At 70.6% G+C, this 19120-nt stretch carries 12 protein-coding genes and 1 pseudogene; 4 read left to right on the top strand and 9 right to left on the bottom strand.

Translation table 11 applies throughout. The annotated features are described in order from the left end of the window. Window positions 1–28: 28 nt before the first annotated feature. Entirely contained in the window at window positions 29–1201 is a 1173-nt protein-coding gene (locus F4561_RS23225; RefSeq protein ID WP_184581567.1) for a glycosyltransferase family 4 protein, read from the bottom strand. Beyond that, complete coding sequence (locus F4561_RS23230) at window positions 1198–2004, bottom strand: hypothetical protein (protein WP_184581569.1); 807 nt, start codon at window positions 2002–2004, stop codon at window positions 1198–1200. Before F4561_RS23230 ends, F4561_RS23225 begins: the two co-directional genes overlap by 4 nt. A gap of 1218 nt (window positions 2005–3222) precedes the next feature. Between F4561_RS23230 and F4561_RS23240 the strand changes: the two genes are divergently transcribed. Then, window positions 3223–4146: an alpha/beta fold hydrolase gene (locus tag F4561_RS23240; protein ID WP_221445590.1), complete on the top strand. Its 924-nt coding sequence runs from the start codon at window positions 3223–3225 to the stop codon at window positions 4144–4146. 177 nt (window positions 4147–4323) lie between these two features. On the opposite strand, the pseudogene F4561_RS23245 reads toward F4561_RS23240, so the two are convergent. The 4 genes and pseudogenes from F4561_RS23245 to F4561_RS23260 form a co-directional block, all read right to left on the bottom strand. Further along, window positions 4324–4591 (bottom strand): annotated as a pseudogene (locus F4561_RS23245) (glycosyl transferase); the annotation flags it as partial. Window positions 4592–4625: 34 nt separating this feature from the next. Beyond that, complete coding sequence (locus tag F4561_RS23250; RefSeq protein ID WP_184584068.1) at window positions 4626–5552, bottom strand: glycosyltransferase family 2 protein; 927 nt, start codon at window positions 5550–5552, stop codon at window positions 4626–4628. A 70-nt stretch (window positions 5553–5622) separates the two neighbouring features. Further along, on the bottom strand, window positions 5623–7650 hold the full coding sequence (locus F4561_RS23255; protein WP_376773674.1) for a hypothetical protein: 2028 nt from the start codon (window positions 7648–7650) through the stop codon (window positions 5623–5625). Between the two features lie 261 nt (window positions 7651–7911). Beyond that, complete coding sequence (locus tag F4561_RS23260; protein WP_184581573.1) at window positions 7912–9417, bottom strand: serine/threonine-protein kinase; 1506 nt, start codon at window positions 9415–9417, stop codon at window positions 7912–7914. A gap of 255 nt (window positions 9418–9672) precedes the next feature. Between F4561_RS23260 and F4561_RS23265 the strand changes: the two genes are divergently transcribed. Then, the gene (locus F4561_RS23265) at window positions 9673–10485 is read left to right on the top strand and encodes a TIGR03089 family protein (protein WP_312885483.1); all 813 of its coding nucleotides are present in this window, start codon (window positions 9673–9675) and stop codon (window positions 10483–10485) included. Window positions 10486–10507: 22 nt separating this feature from the next. Further along, window positions 10508–11956, top strand: coding sequence for an LCP family protein (locus tag F4561_RS23270; RefSeq protein ID WP_246437265.1), 1449 nt, complete (start codon window positions 10508–10510; stop codon window positions 11954–11956). Window positions 11957–12059: 103 nt separating this feature from the next. Here F4561_RS23270 and F4561_RS23275 read toward each other — a convergent pair whose 3' ends face one another. From F4561_RS23275 to wecB, 3 genes are all read right to left on the bottom strand, one after another. Beyond that, complete coding sequence (locus F4561_RS23275) at window positions 12060–14273, bottom strand: glycosyltransferase (RefSeq protein ID WP_184581575.1); 2214 nt, start codon at window positions 14271–14273, stop codon at window positions 12060–12062. A gap of 30 nt (window positions 14274–14303) precedes the next feature. Next, window positions 14304–16067, bottom strand: coding sequence for a hypothetical protein (locus tag F4561_RS23280; RefSeq protein ID WP_184581577.1), 1764 nt, complete (start codon window positions 16065–16067; stop codon window positions 14304–14306). A 67-nt stretch (window positions 16068–16134) separates the two neighbouring features. Beyond that, window positions 16135–17256 carry a non-hydrolyzing UDP-N-acetylglucosamine 2-epimerase gene (wecB, locus tag F4561_RS23285; RefSeq protein WP_184581579.1) on the bottom strand — a complete coding sequence of 374 codons (1122 nt, stop codon included), beginning with the start codon at window positions 17254–17256 and terminating at the stop codon, window positions 16135–16137. Between the two features lie 81 nt (window positions 17257–17337). Here wecB and F4561_RS23290 point away from each other — a divergent pair, with 81 nt between their 5' ends. Continuing rightward, complete coding sequence (locus F4561_RS23290) at window positions 17338–19071, top strand: glycosyltransferase family 4 protein (RefSeq protein ID WP_312885484.1); 1734 nt, start codon at window positions 17338–17340, stop codon at window positions 19069–19071. Window positions 19072–19120: the final 49 nt, after the last annotated feature.

Consider the following 19120-nt stretch of genomic DNA (forward strand, 5'->3'; position numbering starts at 1 on the left):
CCCGGCGGCCGGCCCTGGAGGGAGGGCCTCAGCGAGCCGCCTTGCTGGCCTTCCGCTCTTCGATGTACTCCTCCCAGCGGCGGGTGATCACCGGCAGGGCGTAGGCCTCGGAGGACCGCAATGCGGCCTCGCTCATCCGCTGGCGCTCCTCGTGGTTCTCCACCATGCGCAGCAGTGCCCACCCGAGCGAGGTGACCTCCTGCGCCGGGACGAGGAGCCCGTTGCGTTCGTGTTCGATGATCTCCCGTGGGCCCTGCGGGCAGTCGAAGCTCACAACGGGAACGCCCACCGAGAACGCCTCGATGATGGTCATCCCGAATCCCTCGTAGCGCGAGCTGACCGCGAGGAGGGAGCCCTTGGACAGCTCCCCGGGAAGGTCCCTGGTGCGACCCATGAGCGTGACCTGGTTACTCAGGCCCATGTCGGCGATCTGCGTCCGGAGGTCGTCCTGGCCCTCGCCGCCGGCGTAGATGCGCAGCCGCCACTCGGGATGCACGCTGGCGACCATCGAGAACGCCTTGAGGAGCTTGGGGTACTGCTTTACCGCCGCGATTCGCCCGGCCGCGACCATGATGGGATTCTCCTGGCTGGACTGCGGGTACTCGCCGGGCGGCAGCGCGTTCGGCATCGAGACCAGCCAGCCGGGTGGTGGCCCGAGAAAGTCCATGAACTTGTCGCGGTCGGATTCGGTCAGTACCGTCAGCCCGTCCAGGCGGGGGTACCGCTTGCGCATCGCGGTGCGCAGGTCGGCCGCGTGGCTCCCCAGGTGGGTGTGCACCTGGCCGATGGTGAGCACGCGGCGCGGCGCCCATCTGGAGATCAGCAGGTTGATGCCCGGCCGGGTTCCCATGACGACGTCGGCGTCGGTGCGGCGCAGCAGCTTGCGCACCACGCGCTCCGTGCGGACGTTCAGGTAGCGGTTGCGCCGGAACTCGGACGGCGGAACCGGACTCGCGGGGCGCCGCTCGCGCCACTCGTCGATGCGGCTAGGGTTATCGTGGGCTTCCGCGTACGGACCGATCCAGGTCAGGGCCTTCAGTTCGACGCCGTCAGGCACCGCGAAGAACGGCTTCTCGGTGTGCCGGACCAGGCTGACAATCTCGACCTGATGCCGTTCGGCGAGCCCACCGGCCAGGTTGAAGACGGTCCGAATCGTGCCACCCATCCCATAGGCGTTCGCGATAAGGATCGTGATCTTCACCGGCGCCCTTCCCTCCCTACGGTTGCCAGCAAGGAGAGCTCGTCGTCGACCGTGTAGTACGGACGGATCCGGATGGTGTCGGCAGCGCCGTCGAGTAGCACGCTGGGGAAGACGACCTTCTTCTTCTTGCCCACAATGTCATCGGCGTGTGCGCCCAAGCGTAGCCCCGCGTCATCGGTCGGGATCTGCAACCACAGGTCCCATTCGTTGTGCGCCCGGTCGGGGTCGTGCGCGGCGACGATCGGGTCCAACGGGATTTCGCAGGTGAACTTCCCGTCGACGAGGGCGGCGTCGGACACCACCGAGCCCGAGCGCTCCCGCTGGCTGGCGAGAACCCGGGCCGTGGTGTGCCCCTCGTTGCGCGGCGCGTAGGCCAGCACCCCGGAGACAGTGACGCTCCGGGAGCCCACCTCGACCCAGGCCACCTCCGCGTAGGGGGCGACCGACGTCGCCCGGAGGCGCAGCCGGCCCTCCGGGTCGCGGATCACCCGGAGCTCGCGGCGGCGCGGCTCGGCCAGGTACTCCTCGCGCTCGGCCAGACTGAACCCCGGATCCTTGGTGGCAACGGGGTTGTGCCTACCGTCACGGTCGATCCACAGCACCTCCCAGGTGCCGTCGTCCAGGGACAACTCGCCCAGGTCGGCGCGCACCTCGCCGCCTTCGCTGCGCACGTTGGTAACCCGCACCGTCTTCGCGGCATCCTCGCGGTGCCGCAACGCCAGAGCCGTGCGCTCGCCGGCCAGGCCACTCGTCACGTCCTGGAAACGCAGTTCCAGCACGTCTCTGTTGTCGATCCGACTCACCTCTGCCTGCACTGGCCCCCCAAGCCTCGAACAGGGCGCGGCGTCCCGCTGCGGGCTGCGTCACGCGGCGACCCCATAACCAATCGCCCGGCCGTACCCCCGCACCAACCGGGACTCTGCCTCATGCCCAAGAACAGTACAACGACGTATTTAAAAACCCGGTAACCGCCAGCCAATCGGCAGTGTCAACCGCCGCACGGCAGAGCGGAAACAACCGAAGCCGCTCGTCATGCGACTGCCCGTCCACTCCACGGTGACCGGTGACCGAAACGCGGCGCGCTACGGGATCCACAGGGACCATCCTCCCTCGGCTAGGGGCGCCATGCCTGTGCGGCGCGCTAGGCAGCCCGTTTCCGGGCGCGCACCAGGACAATGCTTCCGCGGTCGGCCTCCTGGCGGGTGTCGCTGAGCCGGACAAGAGGGATGAGCGGCGCCGCGGTGTTGAATCCCACGCGCCCGCCATGTGCCGACAGCCTAAGGTAGGCCCGTTCGATCTACCTAAGGTAGGCCCGTTCGGTCCACCGGCCGCGGAACTGGTAGCCGCGCTCCACGACCGACATCCCGCACTCGGCGAGGAGCGCACCGAGACTCTCGTGGTCATAGGTCCGGCGCACGGTACAGCGGCGACGATGTTCTCGAACAACGCCGGCCAGGACTCGCGCCGCGACAGGCAGTCGGCCGACATCACCTTGTCCACCGTGGCGCCGCGCACCGGCAGGCGCAGCGCGTCGCCCGCGACAAGAGCGGGTGAGTGCCGCGGGCCGGAGCCCCGTTCCAGCTTGCCGCGCGCCAGGCCGACCGAGAGCGCGTACGCGCCGCGGCGCCGTGCGCGCCCCCGCCCAGTAGCCGTCACCCCCGGCCACGTCCAACACGACCTGGCCGCGCAGGCCGCGGCCGAGCCAGCGCGGCAGCGTGCCGGCCGCACGGAACCGGCAGACGTGCACCTGGTGCCCGGCGAAGGCAACGGCGTCGGCGATACCCACGGCCGCACCCTAGAGCACCCCGGCGGAGGGTTCGCCCGGCCGGTGGGCAGCCCGCCCCGCGGCTACGCGGGCCCGCGGTCGCCCGTCCCGCGCGTTTCGACTGGGCGCCCGGGGTTCCCGGCGCGGCATCAGCGAGATGTCAGCGGCGGGACAGGGCCGCTCGCTATCTTCCGCGACATGGCCCCGACGGGCGCATCCGGCACATCGACGTGCGGGCAAGAAGGAAGGCGAGGACATGTCGACGGCGGCATCGGACCGGGAGCTACACGAGACCGAGGTGGTCGGCACACCTTCGCTCAGCGTCCGCGTACGCGAAGGCGAGGGAACCCCGATCGTGCTGCTGCACGGGCTGGGGCGCACCCTGGAGGACTGGGAGCCCTTCACCCGGTCGCTGCGGCGGAACCATCCGCTGTACGCGGTCGACATGCGCGGACACGGGCACTCGGCGGACGGCGTGTGGTCGCTCGACTCCTTCGTGGACGACCTGATCCGGGTGGTCGGGCACTTCGGGCTGCACCGCCCGGTCGTCGTCGGCCACGACCTTGGGGCGGTGGCCGCGGCCAGCTTCGGTACACGGCGCGGGGACCTCACCGGGGTCGTGGGCATCAACGGATACGGCTGGCCGCGGGTCGCGACCGTCGCCCACCGGCTCGGTATGCCGTGCCAGGAGGCGCAGAGCCACATCAGGGCCATCCGGCGCTACGTCATGGCGGATATGTCGGAGATGCTCGCCCCAATGCCGCACACCGCGTTCGAGCGTCTCCTGGACGGGTTGCGGTCCGGCCCACTGGGCCTGCCGGGTGAGGTGCTGACCGCATCGGCACGGCGCGCCGCCACGGTGGACGGGGACGTTGTCTCGCCGCGCCCCGGCCCGCGGGCGATCCGCGCACTGTGCGGGGCGCTCGACGAGTTCGACGCCGACCGCATACGCCGCGAGCTGCGTGTCCCTGCTCTCTCCCTGGTCTCAACCGGCCCAGTGCACGCGTGCCCGGGGGCACCGCAGCGCTTCAGCGACGTACTGGCCGCCCAGGCCGCGAACGAGCTGGCCGCCCGCGCGGAGCTGGTCACGGCGCGCGGGGTCGACGCGCCGCACACCATGCACATGACGCACCCGGAAACGGTCGCGCGCCTGATCGAGGACTTCCTGGCCGCTATCTAGTTGTGCTGCGGGCGGGTGGCGGTGCGTCCCACGGGGGCGGCGAGGGCCCGCCAGCCCTGGAACCGCGCCAGGGTGGGTTGCGGCAATGGGGCACCCTCGCTCGGCGGCAAGCTGCCTCGCTACGCTCACTTCACCCAATTGCCGCACCGATCCAGGGAGCGGCCGGGCTACGCTGCCGCGCCCTGCCCGGTGCCCCGCACGCCACCAACCACCGGGCTGGTACCAGGCGAGCTGGCGGCGGGTGCACGGCTAGGTGGGGCCGGCGGTGGTGCCGGCGTCCACGCTCTGGCGATCTCCGGGGTACAGCAGCGACGGGTACCGCGCCCGCCACGGCTCCACGCACACGTCGTGCCCGCTGGCGGTGAGCCGGCGCGCCAGTTCCGTGGTGTGCCGGGGCCCCTCCTCCTTTGTACGGGTGGGCCGGTCCGACAAGCGGGATCCGCATGGTTGACCGCTCTCCTACGCGAGTGCCCCCCGGGTCACCTCCCGTCGCGTGACCGGACGATGAGGTCGGCCAGCAGCGCCAGGGCCGCGATGATCAGCCCGGTCATGAGCAGCATGACCGTGTTGTTCGGGATGTAAAAGGGCTCCCGGATCATGTCGTAGCCGAACTTGGCCACCCCGATGCCAAGCAGCCACAGGGCGAGCGGCATCAGCACCTTGAGCGGGTGGAAGTACATGACCATCCGCAGCACTTGCAGAATGTACCGGTAGGCGTCCCGGATGAAGTGGAACTTGGAATTCCCGGAGCGTCTGGCGTAGTCGACGGGCACGTAGCGCACCTGGCGCTGGTTGGACAGGAACGCCAGGGTCAGGGTGGTGACGCAGGAGAACCCGGGCGGCAGCAGCCGCAGGAACGGAAGTGCCACTTCACGCCGGAAGGCGCGCAGCCCCGAGTTGAGGTCGGGAATGTGGGTGTTGGTCAACCGCTCGGCAATTTTTCGGATCAGCCACTTGGCGGGCACCCGTAGCAGCCGATGCCGGCCCATCTCCTGCCGGCGGGCGGCGACCACCTGGTCCGTGCCGGGGTCGTCGGCCAGCAGGGACACAAGCTCCGGAATGCGCTCGTTGGGGTAGCTCATGTCGGCGTCGGTCCACACGACGATCTCGCCGCGCGCACTCTGGGTTCCGATCCGCCGCGCTGTTCCCACGCCCCCGTTGTGACCGAACGCGATAACGCGCAGGCGCTCAAGGAGCGGTTCGACCTCCCGCAGCCGCGCCAGGGAGTCGTCGGTGGACGCGTCGTCGATCACGAGCAGCTCGTAGTCGTGCCCGGAGGTGTCCATGGCCGCGCAGATGCGCTCGGCCTCCTTGACCACGTGGTCCTGCTCGTTGTAACAGGGCAGCACGATCGTGACAGAGACCGGAGCCTCGGACTCATCGCTTCCTGCTGCCGCTCGGGACATCTCGCTCACAGTTAGCTCAGCCTCTTCGTATCGCGCCGCCTTTGCACGGCAATGCAGCAATCCGTGGAACTCACGGCCACACCGCGATCCACACGTCCCCGGCGAAGGGCCACGCGCCACGCGGGGACTCCATGAGGGTACTGGGGTCCTTGTTGGCGCGCACCTGGAACGGGTGCGTGATCGAGGTTCCCTCGGTCGGTGCCACCGCGGTGAGGTCGCGCGGCACGGAGGCCGCGAGCACCGGCGTTCGTCCCCGTTCCCGGACCTCGCCGGCCACGCGCCTCACCGTCGCCGCGTCCGCGGGATCGACCTCGGCGGTCGGTACCCCGCAGACCCCCCGGATGAGTTGCATGTAGCTGCTAGCCACCGCCGGGTCGACGATGAGCACACTCGCGTCGTTCGGGATGGCGGCGCACAGCTCGCGCGTGGCCGGCACCGTCCCGACGTCCGACCGGTATCCCATGACGCCCAGCGCGGTCCACGCGGTCGGGACCAGCATCGTCGCCACGGCCGCGGCCCCGACCGCGCGCATCGCCAGCGGATTCGCGCGGCGCCGCAGCCGTGGCGCCAGCCAGGCGAGGAACCAGACGGCGAACAGGATGAAGGCGGGAAGCACCAGGACGATGAGCCGCCGGCTGGCCCACGGATGGTCCGGGGTGATCGCGGGCCGCGCCAACGTCAGCGCCACTGTCCACAGGAACAGCGTCGCCGGCAGCACCCATTGCGGTTCCCTTCGGCGCAGGATCCGGTAGGTCAGGGCCGCGGCGGCGAGCATGGCGAGGACGATCACCACCGGCCCCACGTACCAGTGCACCCAGAGCAGGCTCATCTCCTCGTAGGTGCGGTCCGGGACGACGGGCAGCCCTTCGATCTCCTGCACATCGCTGACGTAGCGGGCGGTGCTCTCTTTGTTGTGCCCCTCCTGGGTGAGGAAAAGAGGCCGGGCGGCGAGACCGGTGGCGACAACCGCCACGAGCCCCGCTCCTGCCATGGGCAGCCACCGCAACCGGTCCGTGCGGGGCACCCCCCGCCGCCACAGCACCGCGGTTCCGGCCGCGGTGAGCAGCACGACGCCGCCGCTCAGCAACAGCAGAGGCACCAGCGAGCTCGACAGGTGGTCGAGGTAGGGGCGGGAGAAGCCGAACCACGCCACCGCGCCGTAGCCGGCGCCGACCGTTAGGCCGGCCAGCATCGGCACCACCTGGCCGCGCCGGGCGAGCAGCAGCAGCCCGATGAACGCGACGACCGGCAGCAGGTCGCGCAGTAGGTCGACCCGGACGACCAGCGCGAGCCCGAACACCAGGCCCGCGGCACCCGCGAGCACGTGCCCCTGGCCCCACCGGTCGCGCAGCGAGCTCTCGCGCGACAGCGCGTCGTAGACCAGCGAGAGGGCGCCCAGCATCAGGATCTGCGCCAGAGGCTCGCTGTAGGTGGAGCGGCTCACCCACTGCTGCGGCAGGCAGGTGGCGAGCAGCAGCGCGGCCAGCGGCGCCCAGCGGGGGCCGACGAGCCGGGCGGCCAGCCCGGCGAAGCTCAGCACGCCCAGCGCCCCGAGGAGTGGCGCGGTCACGAGCATTCCGGTGAGGTCGCCGACCCAGTACCCCACCGAGTAGACGAGCGGGGCGCCGGACAGGAACTGCGGCCAGATGACGTCGCCGACCTCGTAGTAGGCGAGGCTGTCGAAGCTGAGCGCGGCGTCGCCGCCGGCTATCAGATCCCGCTGCTGCGGGATCGGCAGCGAGCCGTTTTCCGCGATCCACACGGTGAACTGGGCGTAGGAGGCCGGATCCCGCCGGATCACCAGGGCCTCGGCGTGGTAGGCGACCTGGACGGCGGCGAACGCGACCGTGATGAGGCCGACGGCCACAACCGGCCACCAGGGGACGCTGGCGCTGTCCTCGCCGAGATCGGGAACCCAGCGCTGGACCACCGCAGCGGCGACCAGCACCGCGGGCCCCCCGAGAACCAGACCCATGAGCGGGGTGAACTGCCCGGCGACCAGCAGCGGGAAGGCCACCAGCAGCCACGCTGCCGCCGCGATGGCGGGCAGCACGGTGCCGCGGGCGAGAACACGTCCGGGAGCGAGAGACAGTGTCATGAGACCAACGTTCCAGCGTGTGGCGCTGTCCGGCGAGCTTGGCACAGCCGGCGCGCGAGCGGGGGAGCAGAAAATGTACCACTTTCGGGGCAACTAGCGGCCGGCTCCCCCTACCGGGACGTTTCGCGCGGGCGCCCGGTGGAAGCCCGGGCAGCGGTTCGCACGACGGTTCGCGCGGAGCCCCCCGAGTGGCCCGGTGAGCGGACCGGTGCGGCGAATGTCGCCGTGGCGGCGACCCCCGGATGACGCACGAGACACGCCCTACTGGTTCGCCGGCTGAAGCTGGATCTGGAGGTCGTCGCCACTGTCGCCCGTCAACTCGACGAGCACGAACTCGTCCACCATCCCCATCTGGAGGTCACCTTCGAGGGGATACTCGCAGTAGCCCACCGTGTCCTCGAACGTGCCTGCGTAGCCGTCCTCGTTGTTCTCGATCAGCTTCACGCTGTAGGAGCAGTCGTCGTTGTCTTCGTTGTTCAGCGTCGCGGCGCGTTCCCCCTCGTCGATCTCGATCGTGTACAGGGTGCCGTCCTCGGTGAGCCCTTCCCAGTCGCCGGCGTAGTCCGCGTTGAACTCCGGGATGGCCTGGGGCTGCAGGTCGTCGGACCCGTCGTCAGCGGAATTCCCGGACTCGCTGTCGTCGGCAGTGCCGCCAGTGTCGGCGGTCTCGCCGGAGCTGCCGTTGCCGGTATCGGTCTCCGAGCCGCCACTTTGGCCGAGGAGGTACCCGCCGGCCAGAGCGGCCGCCACGGCCAGCACCGCGCCGGCACCGATGAGCCACCGCGCGGCACCGCCGCGCTTCCGTCCCGAGGACGGGGGCGCGCCGTCCGGGCCGACCCGCGTGGAGCCGACAGAGCCGCCGAGCTGCGCCGTGGGCGGGGCGGGTCCCCGCGGTCCGCTGACTGAGGCCGCCGCCTCGCTCATCACCTGTGTGGCCTCATCCCGACCGGTTGGGCGCTCCTTGCGGCCAATCAGGCTCATCAGGACATCGGTCGAACCCGGCCGCTGCGCCGGGTCCTTCTGCATCGCAGAGACCACCAGCATCCGCAACGGCTCCGGCACCCCACTGAGATCCGGATCGCCGTTGATCACCTGGTGCAGGATCGCCGGCACCGTCTCACCCTGGAACGGCTGCCGGCCAGTGGCCGCGAACACCATCACCGCACCCCAGGCATAAACATCAGTGCCCGGACTCACCGGAGACCCCGAGATCTGCTCCGGAGCCATATAGGCCGGCGTACCAATCGAGGAGTTCGTCAAAGTACCGGCGCCCTGGCTCACCTGGGCCACCCCGAAATCGATCACCCGCGCCCCGCCCTGACCCAACAGCACATTGGCCGGCTTGAAATCACGGTGCACGATCCCGGCCTCATGGATCGCCATCAGCGCCGTGGCCGTGGCCACCGCCACCCGGTTCAGATCGCCACCGGTGAGCGGACCATCGCGGCGCACAGCCTCGCTCAGCGAAGGGCCCGCCACAAACTCGCTCACGATGTAGGCCGGCGTCGCCTCGAAATCGGCGTCCACCACCGCCGCCGTGCAGAACGACGCCACCTGGCGCGCGGCCTCGGCCTCACGCACGAACCGCTGCCGCTGCTCAGCATCGTTCATGCCCTCACTGCTGAGCGTCTTCACAGCAACATGCGACCCATCCGCAGCCTCGCCCAGATACACCACCCCCTGGCCCCCCTGGCCCACCCGTCCGACCAGGCGATAACCGCCAAGACTCTCCGGATCACCATTCTGGAGCGGCTGAGCAGCGGGCACGAGCTTTCCTCCGAAGGAGCAGGGGGTGGGGCGATCGGCCGCGGTTTTTGTGCGTTGTGTGACACAGAGAACCTAACCGAGCCCACCGGGTCCACACCAATGAGAGTCGCGGGAAATCCCCGCCACGACGACCGAACCAACGGCGGACGATCACCATCGGACTTGGGAGTAGCATGTGCGGGACCCCGTCCCCGGCCAGTCCCGGCCCCCCGCCCCCGTCCCCGGTCAGTCCAGGCAGAGCGGAGACCCTCCACCGTGTCAGCCGAAATTCCGGATTCGCCGTCCACTCTCTGGCGGTCGGCCGTCGCCGCGGACCCGGCTCGCCCTTTCGTCACCGCCTATGACGACGACACTGGCGGCCGTGTGGAACTGTCCTTCGCGACGTTCGACAACTGGGTCGCCAAGACCGCGAACATGCTGGTGGACGCGCTCGCGGCCGAACCCGGTGAGCGCGTCGCACTGGCCCTGCCGCTGCACTGGCAAAGCCTGGCCTGGTTGCTGGCGTGCTGGTCGGCCGGTCTGGCCGTGGTTCCCGCGGCCGAGGACGGGGTCCCCGAAGGGGACATCGTCGTCGCCGACGAGGCCAGGCTGGAACGCGCGATGGACACCGGCGCCCGCGAGGTGGTCGGCACATCGCTGCATCCGCTCGGCGCCCCTCTCGCCGAGTGCCCTCCCGCGGCGACGGACTACGCGGTCGAGGTTCGCGGGCACGGCGACCGCTTCACCCCCGCCGAACCGGCCGACCCGGAACGGGTCGCACTGTGGAGCGACCGCGGTTACTCCGGCTCCGAACTGGTCACCGCCGCCCAGGAGCGCGCCCGCGCGTGGAGCCTGACCGCTGGGGACCGGGTCGCGCTGCTCACCCGCGCGCCGAACACGCTCACGGCGCTGAGCCCCCAGCTCACACATCTCCTCGCACCGTTGACCAACGCTGTTCCGGTGCTACTCACCTCTGACACGGACCCGGCGACGGTTCGGACACGGCTCGACATGGAGCGTGCCACAGCCGTCGCTGGCGTCGCGGCCGGCTCCTCCACTCCCCCGGCCGGCGTCCGCGTCCTCACCTGACACTGACCCGTTTGGTGGCCAATTGCCCAGAAAACGTTCCTCCTCCCATGTCTCCAAGGCCGGCGCCAAGGGGAAGAAACTTTCGGCCGGCGCCTGGGTCGCCATCGCCACCACCGTCATGGTCATCTGCGGCAGCCTTGCCGCCTACGGCGTCACGCAGGACCTCTACGGCAACCTCAACCAGGAGAACATCGACACCGACGCGTTCGGCGACCGGCCCAGCAAGGTCGAGGGCGCGCTGAACATCCTGATCGTCGGGTCGGACATCCGCGATGGCGAGAACTCCGAGTACGGGTCCGAGGAAGGCGAGCGCCCGGACACCCTGGCGATCGCGCACGTCTCGCCGGACCAGAAGTCCGCCACCCTGGTCAACCTGCCGCGCGACTCGATCGTGCAGATGCCCGAGTGCCCGCCGACGGACGACAGACCGGGCCAGGACGCCCACGAGGCCATGATCGGCGAGGCGATGAACAGTGGCGGCATGCAGTGCCTGTGGAAGACCGTCGAACAGCTCACCGAGATCCACATCGACCACTTCGTGAAGGTCGACTTCGTGGGCTTCAAGGACATGGTCGACGCGATCGGCGGCATCCCCGTCTGCGTCCCCGAGCCGATCGACGACCCGGACGCCGGTCACCTGAAGCTGGAGGCGGGTGAGCAGACCCTCGACGGCGAAGAGGCGCTGGGCTACGTGCGCTCCAGGAAGGGCCAGGGCGACGGGAGCGACCTCAGCCGGATCGACCGCCAGCAGGAGTTCATGGGCGCGATGTTGAAGAAGGTCATGAGCAGTGAGGTGCTGGCCAGACCGACAAGCCTCTACGATTTCCTCGGCTCCGTCACCGAGCACGTCACCACCGACGACGAGCTCAACGTCGACTCGATGGCCGACATCGCCATCGCCATGCGCGAGGTCGAGCTGAACGACGTCAACTTCGTCACCGTCCCCAACGGGCAGCACCCCGCCGACCCCAACCGGATCACCTGGACCGAGCCCGACGCCACCGAGCTGTTCAACGCAGTGGCCGCCGACGAGGGCATCGACGGAGGGGACGACAGCGAAGGCGGTGAGGACGACTCCGACTCCGGAGGCGGCAGCTCCGAAGCGCCGTCCGTGGAACCGGGTGAGGTCTCCGTGGAGATCATCAACGCCACCGACATCCAGGGCCTGGCCAACGAGGTCTCCACCGGCCTGACCAGCGAAGGCTTCCAGGTGCTCGGTACCGGCAACCCGGAAGGCGACGTACCGCAACAGACCACGGTGTACTACGGCGCCGGCAATAAGGCACACGCCGAGGCCGTGGCGGATGTAGCGGCCAACGCCACCACCGAGGAGCACCCGGCGCTCGCCGACAACGTGCAGCTCGTGCTCTCCAACGACTGGAACGGCTTCGGCGACGGCGGCGGGGGCGGAGGCGACGCGGCGGACGTCGACAGCACCTCCGCCGCGGACGCGAAGGTCGAATGCGAGTGACGGCAACGGCGGCACCGTGAGCGGAAGCGGGGCCGGGTACGGCGGTACCCGGCCCCGCGCCGACAGCTCAGGCACCCGCACGGGCGCCGGGCCGGTGTCCGGTTCAGGCGGTCACCGCGGAGCTGGGCAGCGTCACCGGTTCCGGGACCGTCCCGTTCACCACGAGATCGGTCCACATGCCGCACACCTTGTCCAACGCGTAGTTCTCGGTGATCTCGGCCTGCGCGGCCGCCCGCGCGGCGTCGAAGCGCCCCTCGGAGACGATCGCGTGGATGGCGTCGGCCATGGCGCCGGTGTCCTCGTGCAGCCACCTGCGCGAGTAGATCGTGTCGGCTCCAGGCCAGGTCAACACGGCGGGCACCCCACCGGAGGCGGCGCACTCCGCGGGCGCCAGATGGAAGCTTTCGTCGTCACTGGTGGACAGGGTGAATCCGATCCGGCGCAGCCAGGTGGACACATCCGGCCCGAACGGGTCGAAGACCACGCCGTCGGCGAGCAGCTCGTTGCGGTGGATCATCCGGTAGGTGCGCTCGTAGTACTCGCGCTCCTCGGGACGGTTCCAGATCCACCAGTAGTCCCACGGCTGCTTCGACTTGACCGCGAGCGTGTAGCGGGGGTCGCGGCGGCGCAGCTCCGCGAGGACGTCCAGCCCCCGGTCGAGGCGCTTGCGTGAGGGGGAGATCCCGACCATGCCGAGGGTGTACTCGGCCCCGGGCAGCTTGGGCCGGCGCAGCTGCTCGACATCGACCCAGTTGGGCAGCACAACCACCTTGTCGGCGGGCCATCCCGCGAGCTCCCGGGTGAGATCGGCGTAGTACGGGCTGACGCAGATGACGGCGTCGACCTTCTCGATGTCAAGCTTGCGCGGCCACTCGGCGTACAGCTCGAACCGGTGCAACCGCACCACGAGCCGCTGGTCAACTCGCTTGTTCTTGGCGTAGAACAGCGCGTTGGGGCCGCACCACTCGCAGATGACGACGTCGGCCCAGGCGGCGAGCTCCTTGCTGCGGTACTGGTCGTGCGCCCGGAGCGACTCCCACTCGTCGAACCGCACCTCAAGCCCCGGCAGCGACGTCAGGTGGTCAGCCAACCGGGTGAAGAACTTCAGGTCGTGCCCCGCGACGACCACCTTCAACGGGCGCTGCGGGTCGACCCCCGCCGGTGCGGCCGGGCGCACATCCGCGAGGTAGCCGCGCAGCCGCTCCGCGGCCCTCTCCAGGGAGAACTGCGCCGCGGCGTCCGCGCAGCGGCGGGCGGCCTCGGCGTAGACCTCGGGCTCCGAGGCGAGCACGATCGTGTCCGCGACCGAGTCGAGGTCCGCGCCCGCGTAGAGCGGGTAGTCGGCGCCCAGCAGCTCCTCGTGCATCGGCGTGCGGTTGAGCACGACGGGCAGCCCGATCGCGCCCATCTCCAGGACCTTGGTGGACAGTTCGAGGCTGGCGTCCATCTCCGGGGCGCGCCACGACAGCCCGATGTCGCAGCCGGCGGACAACCGCAACGCCTCGGCCCGCGGTTGCCCGCCGTGCCACACCAGGCCGTCGGTTCCCTCAAGGGCCTTGGTCATGCGCTTGGCCCAGTCCGCGGAGTCGCGGTGCACCTTGTCGCCGATCATGTGGACCTCGGCGGACACACCGCGTTTCTCCAGCTCCGCGGGCAGCTCGGTCATCTCCAGGGTGTTCCAGCGGGGCGCGAACTTTCCGGTGTAGACCAGCCGCACCGGCTCACTCGGGCTTGCCGTGCTCCTCGCGTCGTCGGGGACCACCACCACGGGTGGGAACAGCACACTCTTGCCACACGCCGCGGGCACCGCGGACTCCAGGAACCCGCGCAGCTCCTCGGTCTGGCAGAGCAGGAACCGCGAGGCGACCGCGATGTCGGTCAGCTCGGACACCGCAGCGGAGGTCATGCTGGCGACGTCCTGTGGCACGTCTGTGAGGTAGGTCCACAGCCGCCCGGCCAGCGTCTCGTTGTGCGCGGCGAGCGTCGCCAGGCGTAGACCGCGCACAACGACCAGGTCGAAGCGGTTCTCGCCGTCGAGGCGCGCCATCAGCTCGACCGCCTGGTCGGGTGTGAGCCCTCGCGCCCCGAGGTCGGGCAGCAACTGCTCCTCGTAGGGCTTGCGCAGGGTCACCCCCGGCACCGAGGACAGCGGGGCCACCAGCCGGTCGGTCTGTACGGCCGCCTTGAGCAGCAGGGTGACCTCGCAGCCGGCAGCCGCCAGGCCCTGGGTCATCGACTGCGCCCAGACCGCCGAGCCGTCGATGATGTTGAGGTCGACGTCCCCGTAAACGAGTGCGCGTAGCGGTGGGTTGGTCACGTGTGTCCTTTCGGATGAACAGCCCGGTTCTCAGCTCACGTTCGGCGCCGTGCGGGCGTGGTCGGTCGCGGCGCCGGAACCGGTGCGGACCGGCCCCAGCGCGAGTAGCCGTGCGCCGCGCCGGTTCCACACACCCGGCTGCAGGCCGCGCCGGACCAGCTCGCTGCGCGCCAGATCCGGTCGGATGGCACTGACGAACACATAGTCCTGGTCGGCCGCGGCCCAGTCCACCGCTTCGGCGTCCGGCGGCGCGGCGCCGGCCCAGGAGGCCACCGCCGGCCCGACCGCGTCGGCGTCGGAGCACTCCGCGGCGCACAGCGCGTCGGCGAGGTACGCCGGTCCGCGTGGCGTCGTCCACAGCGCCGTCCACGGCGAAGCCGCCGCCTCGGCCAGGCGGGCCCACTCGGCGGGCCCCGGCTCGGCCTCGGGCGCCGCCCCGGTCTCGGCGGTCATCCCGGCCACGGTACGCACCGGTATTCCGTGCGAGCGCATCCGCTCGACCCCGGTGAAGCTCGCCGCGCCCGCCGGAACGATGACCTCCGCGGGCGGGTGGAGCTGCCGGAGGATGTCGTCGGCAAAGGAGAGTGAGGTGACGTCGTCGTTTGGCAGGGCCAGCACGGAGACCCGCCGGCTCCGCAGCGGCAACGACGCGTCGCCGCTGCCGGGCGCGAGCTCCAGGCTGCCGAAGATCTCGGCCAGCCTGACGGGGGTGGCCGCGGACAGGAACAGCGACCGCAGCACGAGCCGCAGTTCCTCCGGCCGCAACGGTCCGCCCTCGCGGACGCGGTCGAGCTCCCGGGACGCGATGTCCGAGCGCAGCGTGTCGGCGTCCACGGGTACGGCCGAGAGCGCGGCCTCCCCGCCGGTTTCGGGGCTCCGGCTGCTTCTGCCCAGGAGCAGCGCCCGTGCGCCGCACGCCAGAGCGCGGTCCGCCAGCTCCGGGTCGTCGGCGACGACCACGGTGGCCCCGCGGAGCGCATCGGGCAAGTCCTCCCACCGGGGCTCGACCCCGCGCAGTCCGCCGAGCGTGGTGGCCAGCCGCTCGACCGCGGCCTGCCCGGCCCCGGGCGAGCGCACCCGGAAGGGCTCCGGGTCGCGCACCGGCTCGGCGGCGATCGGGTTGAACCGGTGCAGGGGGACACCGAAGCCGCCGTCGTGGACCAGGTCGAAGCCGACGGTCCTCAGGGCGGGTGGGGCGGGGGCGTCCGCGACCAGCACCGAGGGCACACCGCGGGCCCGCGCCGCCTCGACCACCCAGCGCAGCGCGCGGGTGCGGTCGGACATCGCCGGGTCGCCCGTGTGTGCCCACAGGGTCCCCGGTGCCGCGGCGGAGGCCGCGACGCAGACCACATCGACTTCGACGGACTCGAACACGAGTTGGGCATCGTGCGGACGCAGCGGAACCACCCGCACGTACGGCTCGATCGCCGCGCGCGCCTCGGAGGAGAAGACGCCGGCCACCACGAGGCGGGGGTCGCGCAGCCCGACCGTTCCGGAGAGCAGCCGCGCCTCCTGCCGCTCGGTCTCGTACGAACGCACCGCCTGCCCGCCTCGGGCCCGGCCGCTGGCCTGCTGGCTGGTGCTGCTCTTGCGCCACAGCCGGAACAGGTCGCGCGGCAGCTTCACCAGCCCGCGCCCGGGCTGTTTGGCCGCGGCCGTCAGTGCCCGTCCCACCTGCAGCGACGTCGAACCTTCCAGGGCGGCCAGGCGGGCCTGCGCCTCCTGGAGCTGGGCCTCTCGTTCGGAGAGCGCCTGCCGTAGCTGTTCGGTCTGGCTCTGCTCACGCCGTTTCACGTAGTCATTCCCACCTTGCGAGGTTGAACGGACGCTCGTATCGCGCGCGTTGCACGTCGGTCGGGTTTCACTCGTTGGCCAGGACCGTGGCGATACGCTCGCCGGCCTGCCCGTCCCAGAGCGGAGGGATGTCCGCGACGGCCGGACCGCCGAAGGAATCCCCCACCAGGATCTTCGAGACCAGCCCGGGAAGCTCGGACTCGACCGCGAGCCGGTTGGTGCCGTGGGTGATGGTAACCGGGCGTTCGGTGTTGGGCCGCAGGGTGAGGCAGGGGACCCGCAGGATGGTGGTCTCCTCCTGCACCCCGCCGGAATCGGTGACCACGGCGGTGGCACCACGTACGAGGGTGACGAAGTCGAGATAGCCCAGGGGCTCCAGCAGGTGGACACGCGGGTGGTCGCCGAGGCCGGCCGCCTCGAACGCGGCGCGGCCCCGCGGATGCACCGGAATCACCACGTCGACCTGGTCGGCCACTTCGTGCAACCGGACCACCAGGCGGGCGACGATGTCGGGGTCGTCGACGTTGGCCGGACGGTGCAATGTCGCGGCGACGTAGTGCTCGGGCAGCGTCAGGCGGGCGCGCAGCTCGGCGACGTCGAACCCGTCGAGGTTGCGGAGCAGCGTGTCGATCATCGGGTTGCCGACGAAGTGCACGCTGTCCACCGGCACGCCCTCGTCGGCCAAGTGACCCACCGCCTCGGGGCTCGTGGCGAAGCACAGTCCGCAGAGCTGGTCGGTGAGGCGCCGGTTCACCTCCTCGGGCATGCTCCAGTCGAACGACCGCAGCCCGGCCTCGACGTGCGCGACCGGGATGTGCAGCTTGGCCGCGACCAGCGCGGCGGCAACGGTGGAGTTGACGTCCCCATAGACGACCACGCGGCCGGGTGTACGGGAGATGAACTCCCGCTCCAACCCGACCATCAGGGCCGCGGTCTGCTCGGCGTGCGAGCCCGACCCCACTCCGAGGTCGACGTCGGGCTTGGGCAGACCGAGTTCGCGGAAGAAGACCGCGGACATGCGGTCGTCGTAGTGCTGACCGGTATGCACCACCGACTGACGCAGGCCGCGCCGCTCCAGGGCGTCCACAACAGGGGCGGCCTTCACGAAGTTGGGCCTGGCCCCGACGATGTGCACGATCTCCGCGGAGCCGGGCGTGCTCTCGGCGAGTTCATCCGGTGCTGGCGACATCACGTCCCCTTGTCGACATTGGTGAGACATCGATCGCGACGCGTGCGCGACGCCTGGGCGTCACCCACAGGTCACGTTCGCGTGGTTGCATTCGTAACCGTGCGCGACATCGTGAGAGCGGCATCCTTCACCGCCACCCTGACCTGGCGACACCTGCGCGCCGAGCCAGCCAAGGTACCCCTGCTGGCGCTGCGCGTGGCTCCGGGACGGCTGCGCCATGGCGCCCGCCGTGCCGCCACCCGCTTTGGCCCCCTGGCGCGGGCGTACGCACTGTGGGACGCCGGTGACCGCGAACGGGCGCTGGATACGGTGCGCAGCGCCGCTCATGGTGCCTCCCCCCGCCGCCTCGCCCGACTCTTCGCGTTCGCCCTTGCCATCGAGGACCCCCAGCTCACTGAGGATCTCCTGGCCAAGCTGCCCGAGGGGCCGCGCCGCGCCGAACCGGAACACCGGCTGGCACTCATGACGGGGCGCGCTGTGCCGCTGGAAACTACTGGCCAGTCGCACTCCATCAAGGTAACTCCGAGTCGGCGAACGCGGCGCGACGACGCGATGAACGATCGGAAATCCGGTCAGCGGATTTCCAGGATCCTGCACCTGGTGACGAACGCGCTGCCGCACACGAACGCCGGATACACGCAGCGGACGCACCGGATCGCGCTCGGCCAGCGGTCGGCCGGCCTGGAGCCGCACGTGGTGACGCGCCCGGGGTATCCGCTGACCAAGGGGGTTCTCGATGCCCGCTCCCGGGTGGACGTCGACGGTATTCCCTACCACCGGCTGCTGCCCTGGGTCGCGCCCGCGGAAACGGAGCAGGAGACCCGGGCCGGGCTGCGCTACGCGGCTCCACTCGTCGAACGGCTCCGCCCGGACGTCCTGCACGCGGCCAGCAACCACCACAACGCCGAGCTGGCGCTGCGCCTCGGCGCCCACTACGGCCTGCCGGTCGTCTACGAGGTGCGCGGGTTCCTCGAAGAGTCCTGGCTCTCGCGTGACCCCTCGCGCAGCACCGATGACGCCTTCTACCGAACCGAACGCGCCCGCGAGACCGCCCGGATGGAGGCCGCCGACCTCGTGGTGACGCTGGGCGAGACCATGCGCGCGGACATTGTGGCGCGCGGCGTCGCGGCGGAGAAGGTCATCGTCGTGCCCAACGCGGTCGACGAGGAGTTCCTGGCGCCCCTGCCGCCCGGCGGGGAGCTGCGCGCCGAACTGGGCATCGGCCCCGAGGACTTCGTCGTCGGCACCACCACGAGCTGCTACGGCTACGAGGGCCTGGACCTCCTGGTCGACGCGGTCGCCTCGCTGCGCCGCCGGGGTGTGCCGGCGCACGCGCTGGTCGTGGGCGACGGACCGGAGCTGGGCGCGCTGCGCGCCCGCGCGGCGGAAGCCGGCCTGAGCACAGCGGCACACTTCCCCGGGCGTGTCCCGGCAAGCGCGGTTCGGCGCTACCACGCGGTCCTCGACATCTTCGCGGTGCCGCGGCGCGACGAGCGCGTCAGCCGACTGGTCACCCCGCTGAAACCGGTGGAGGCTATGGCCGGCGGGCTTCCCGTTGTCGCCAGTGATGTGGACGCGCTGCGGGAGCTCGTGGAACCAGGCGTGACCGGCGAGTTAATTCCTCCGGACGACTCGGGGATTCTCGCTGCCCAGCTAGAGAAGCTCTTCTACAGTCAGGAAGCACGCGAGGCATACGGCCTCGCGGGCCGCGAGAAGGTGGGCCGCAACCGCACCTGGACTGCGGCCGCACGTCGCTACATCGAGGCCTATGAGGCACTCGTCCAGCGCATGGCCGGACTTGGCCACGGGCGGTGATCCAGGCCAACTGGTCGTGAGCTTTGGACGTCTAGCTAGTCCGGGCGAG

Origin of the sequence: Lipingzhangella halophila (genome assembly GCF_014203805.1) — a bacterium.
GTDB classification, from domain to species: domain Bacteria; phylum Actinomycetota; class Actinomycetes; order Streptosporangiales; family Streptosporangiaceae; genus Lipingzhangella; species Lipingzhangella halophila.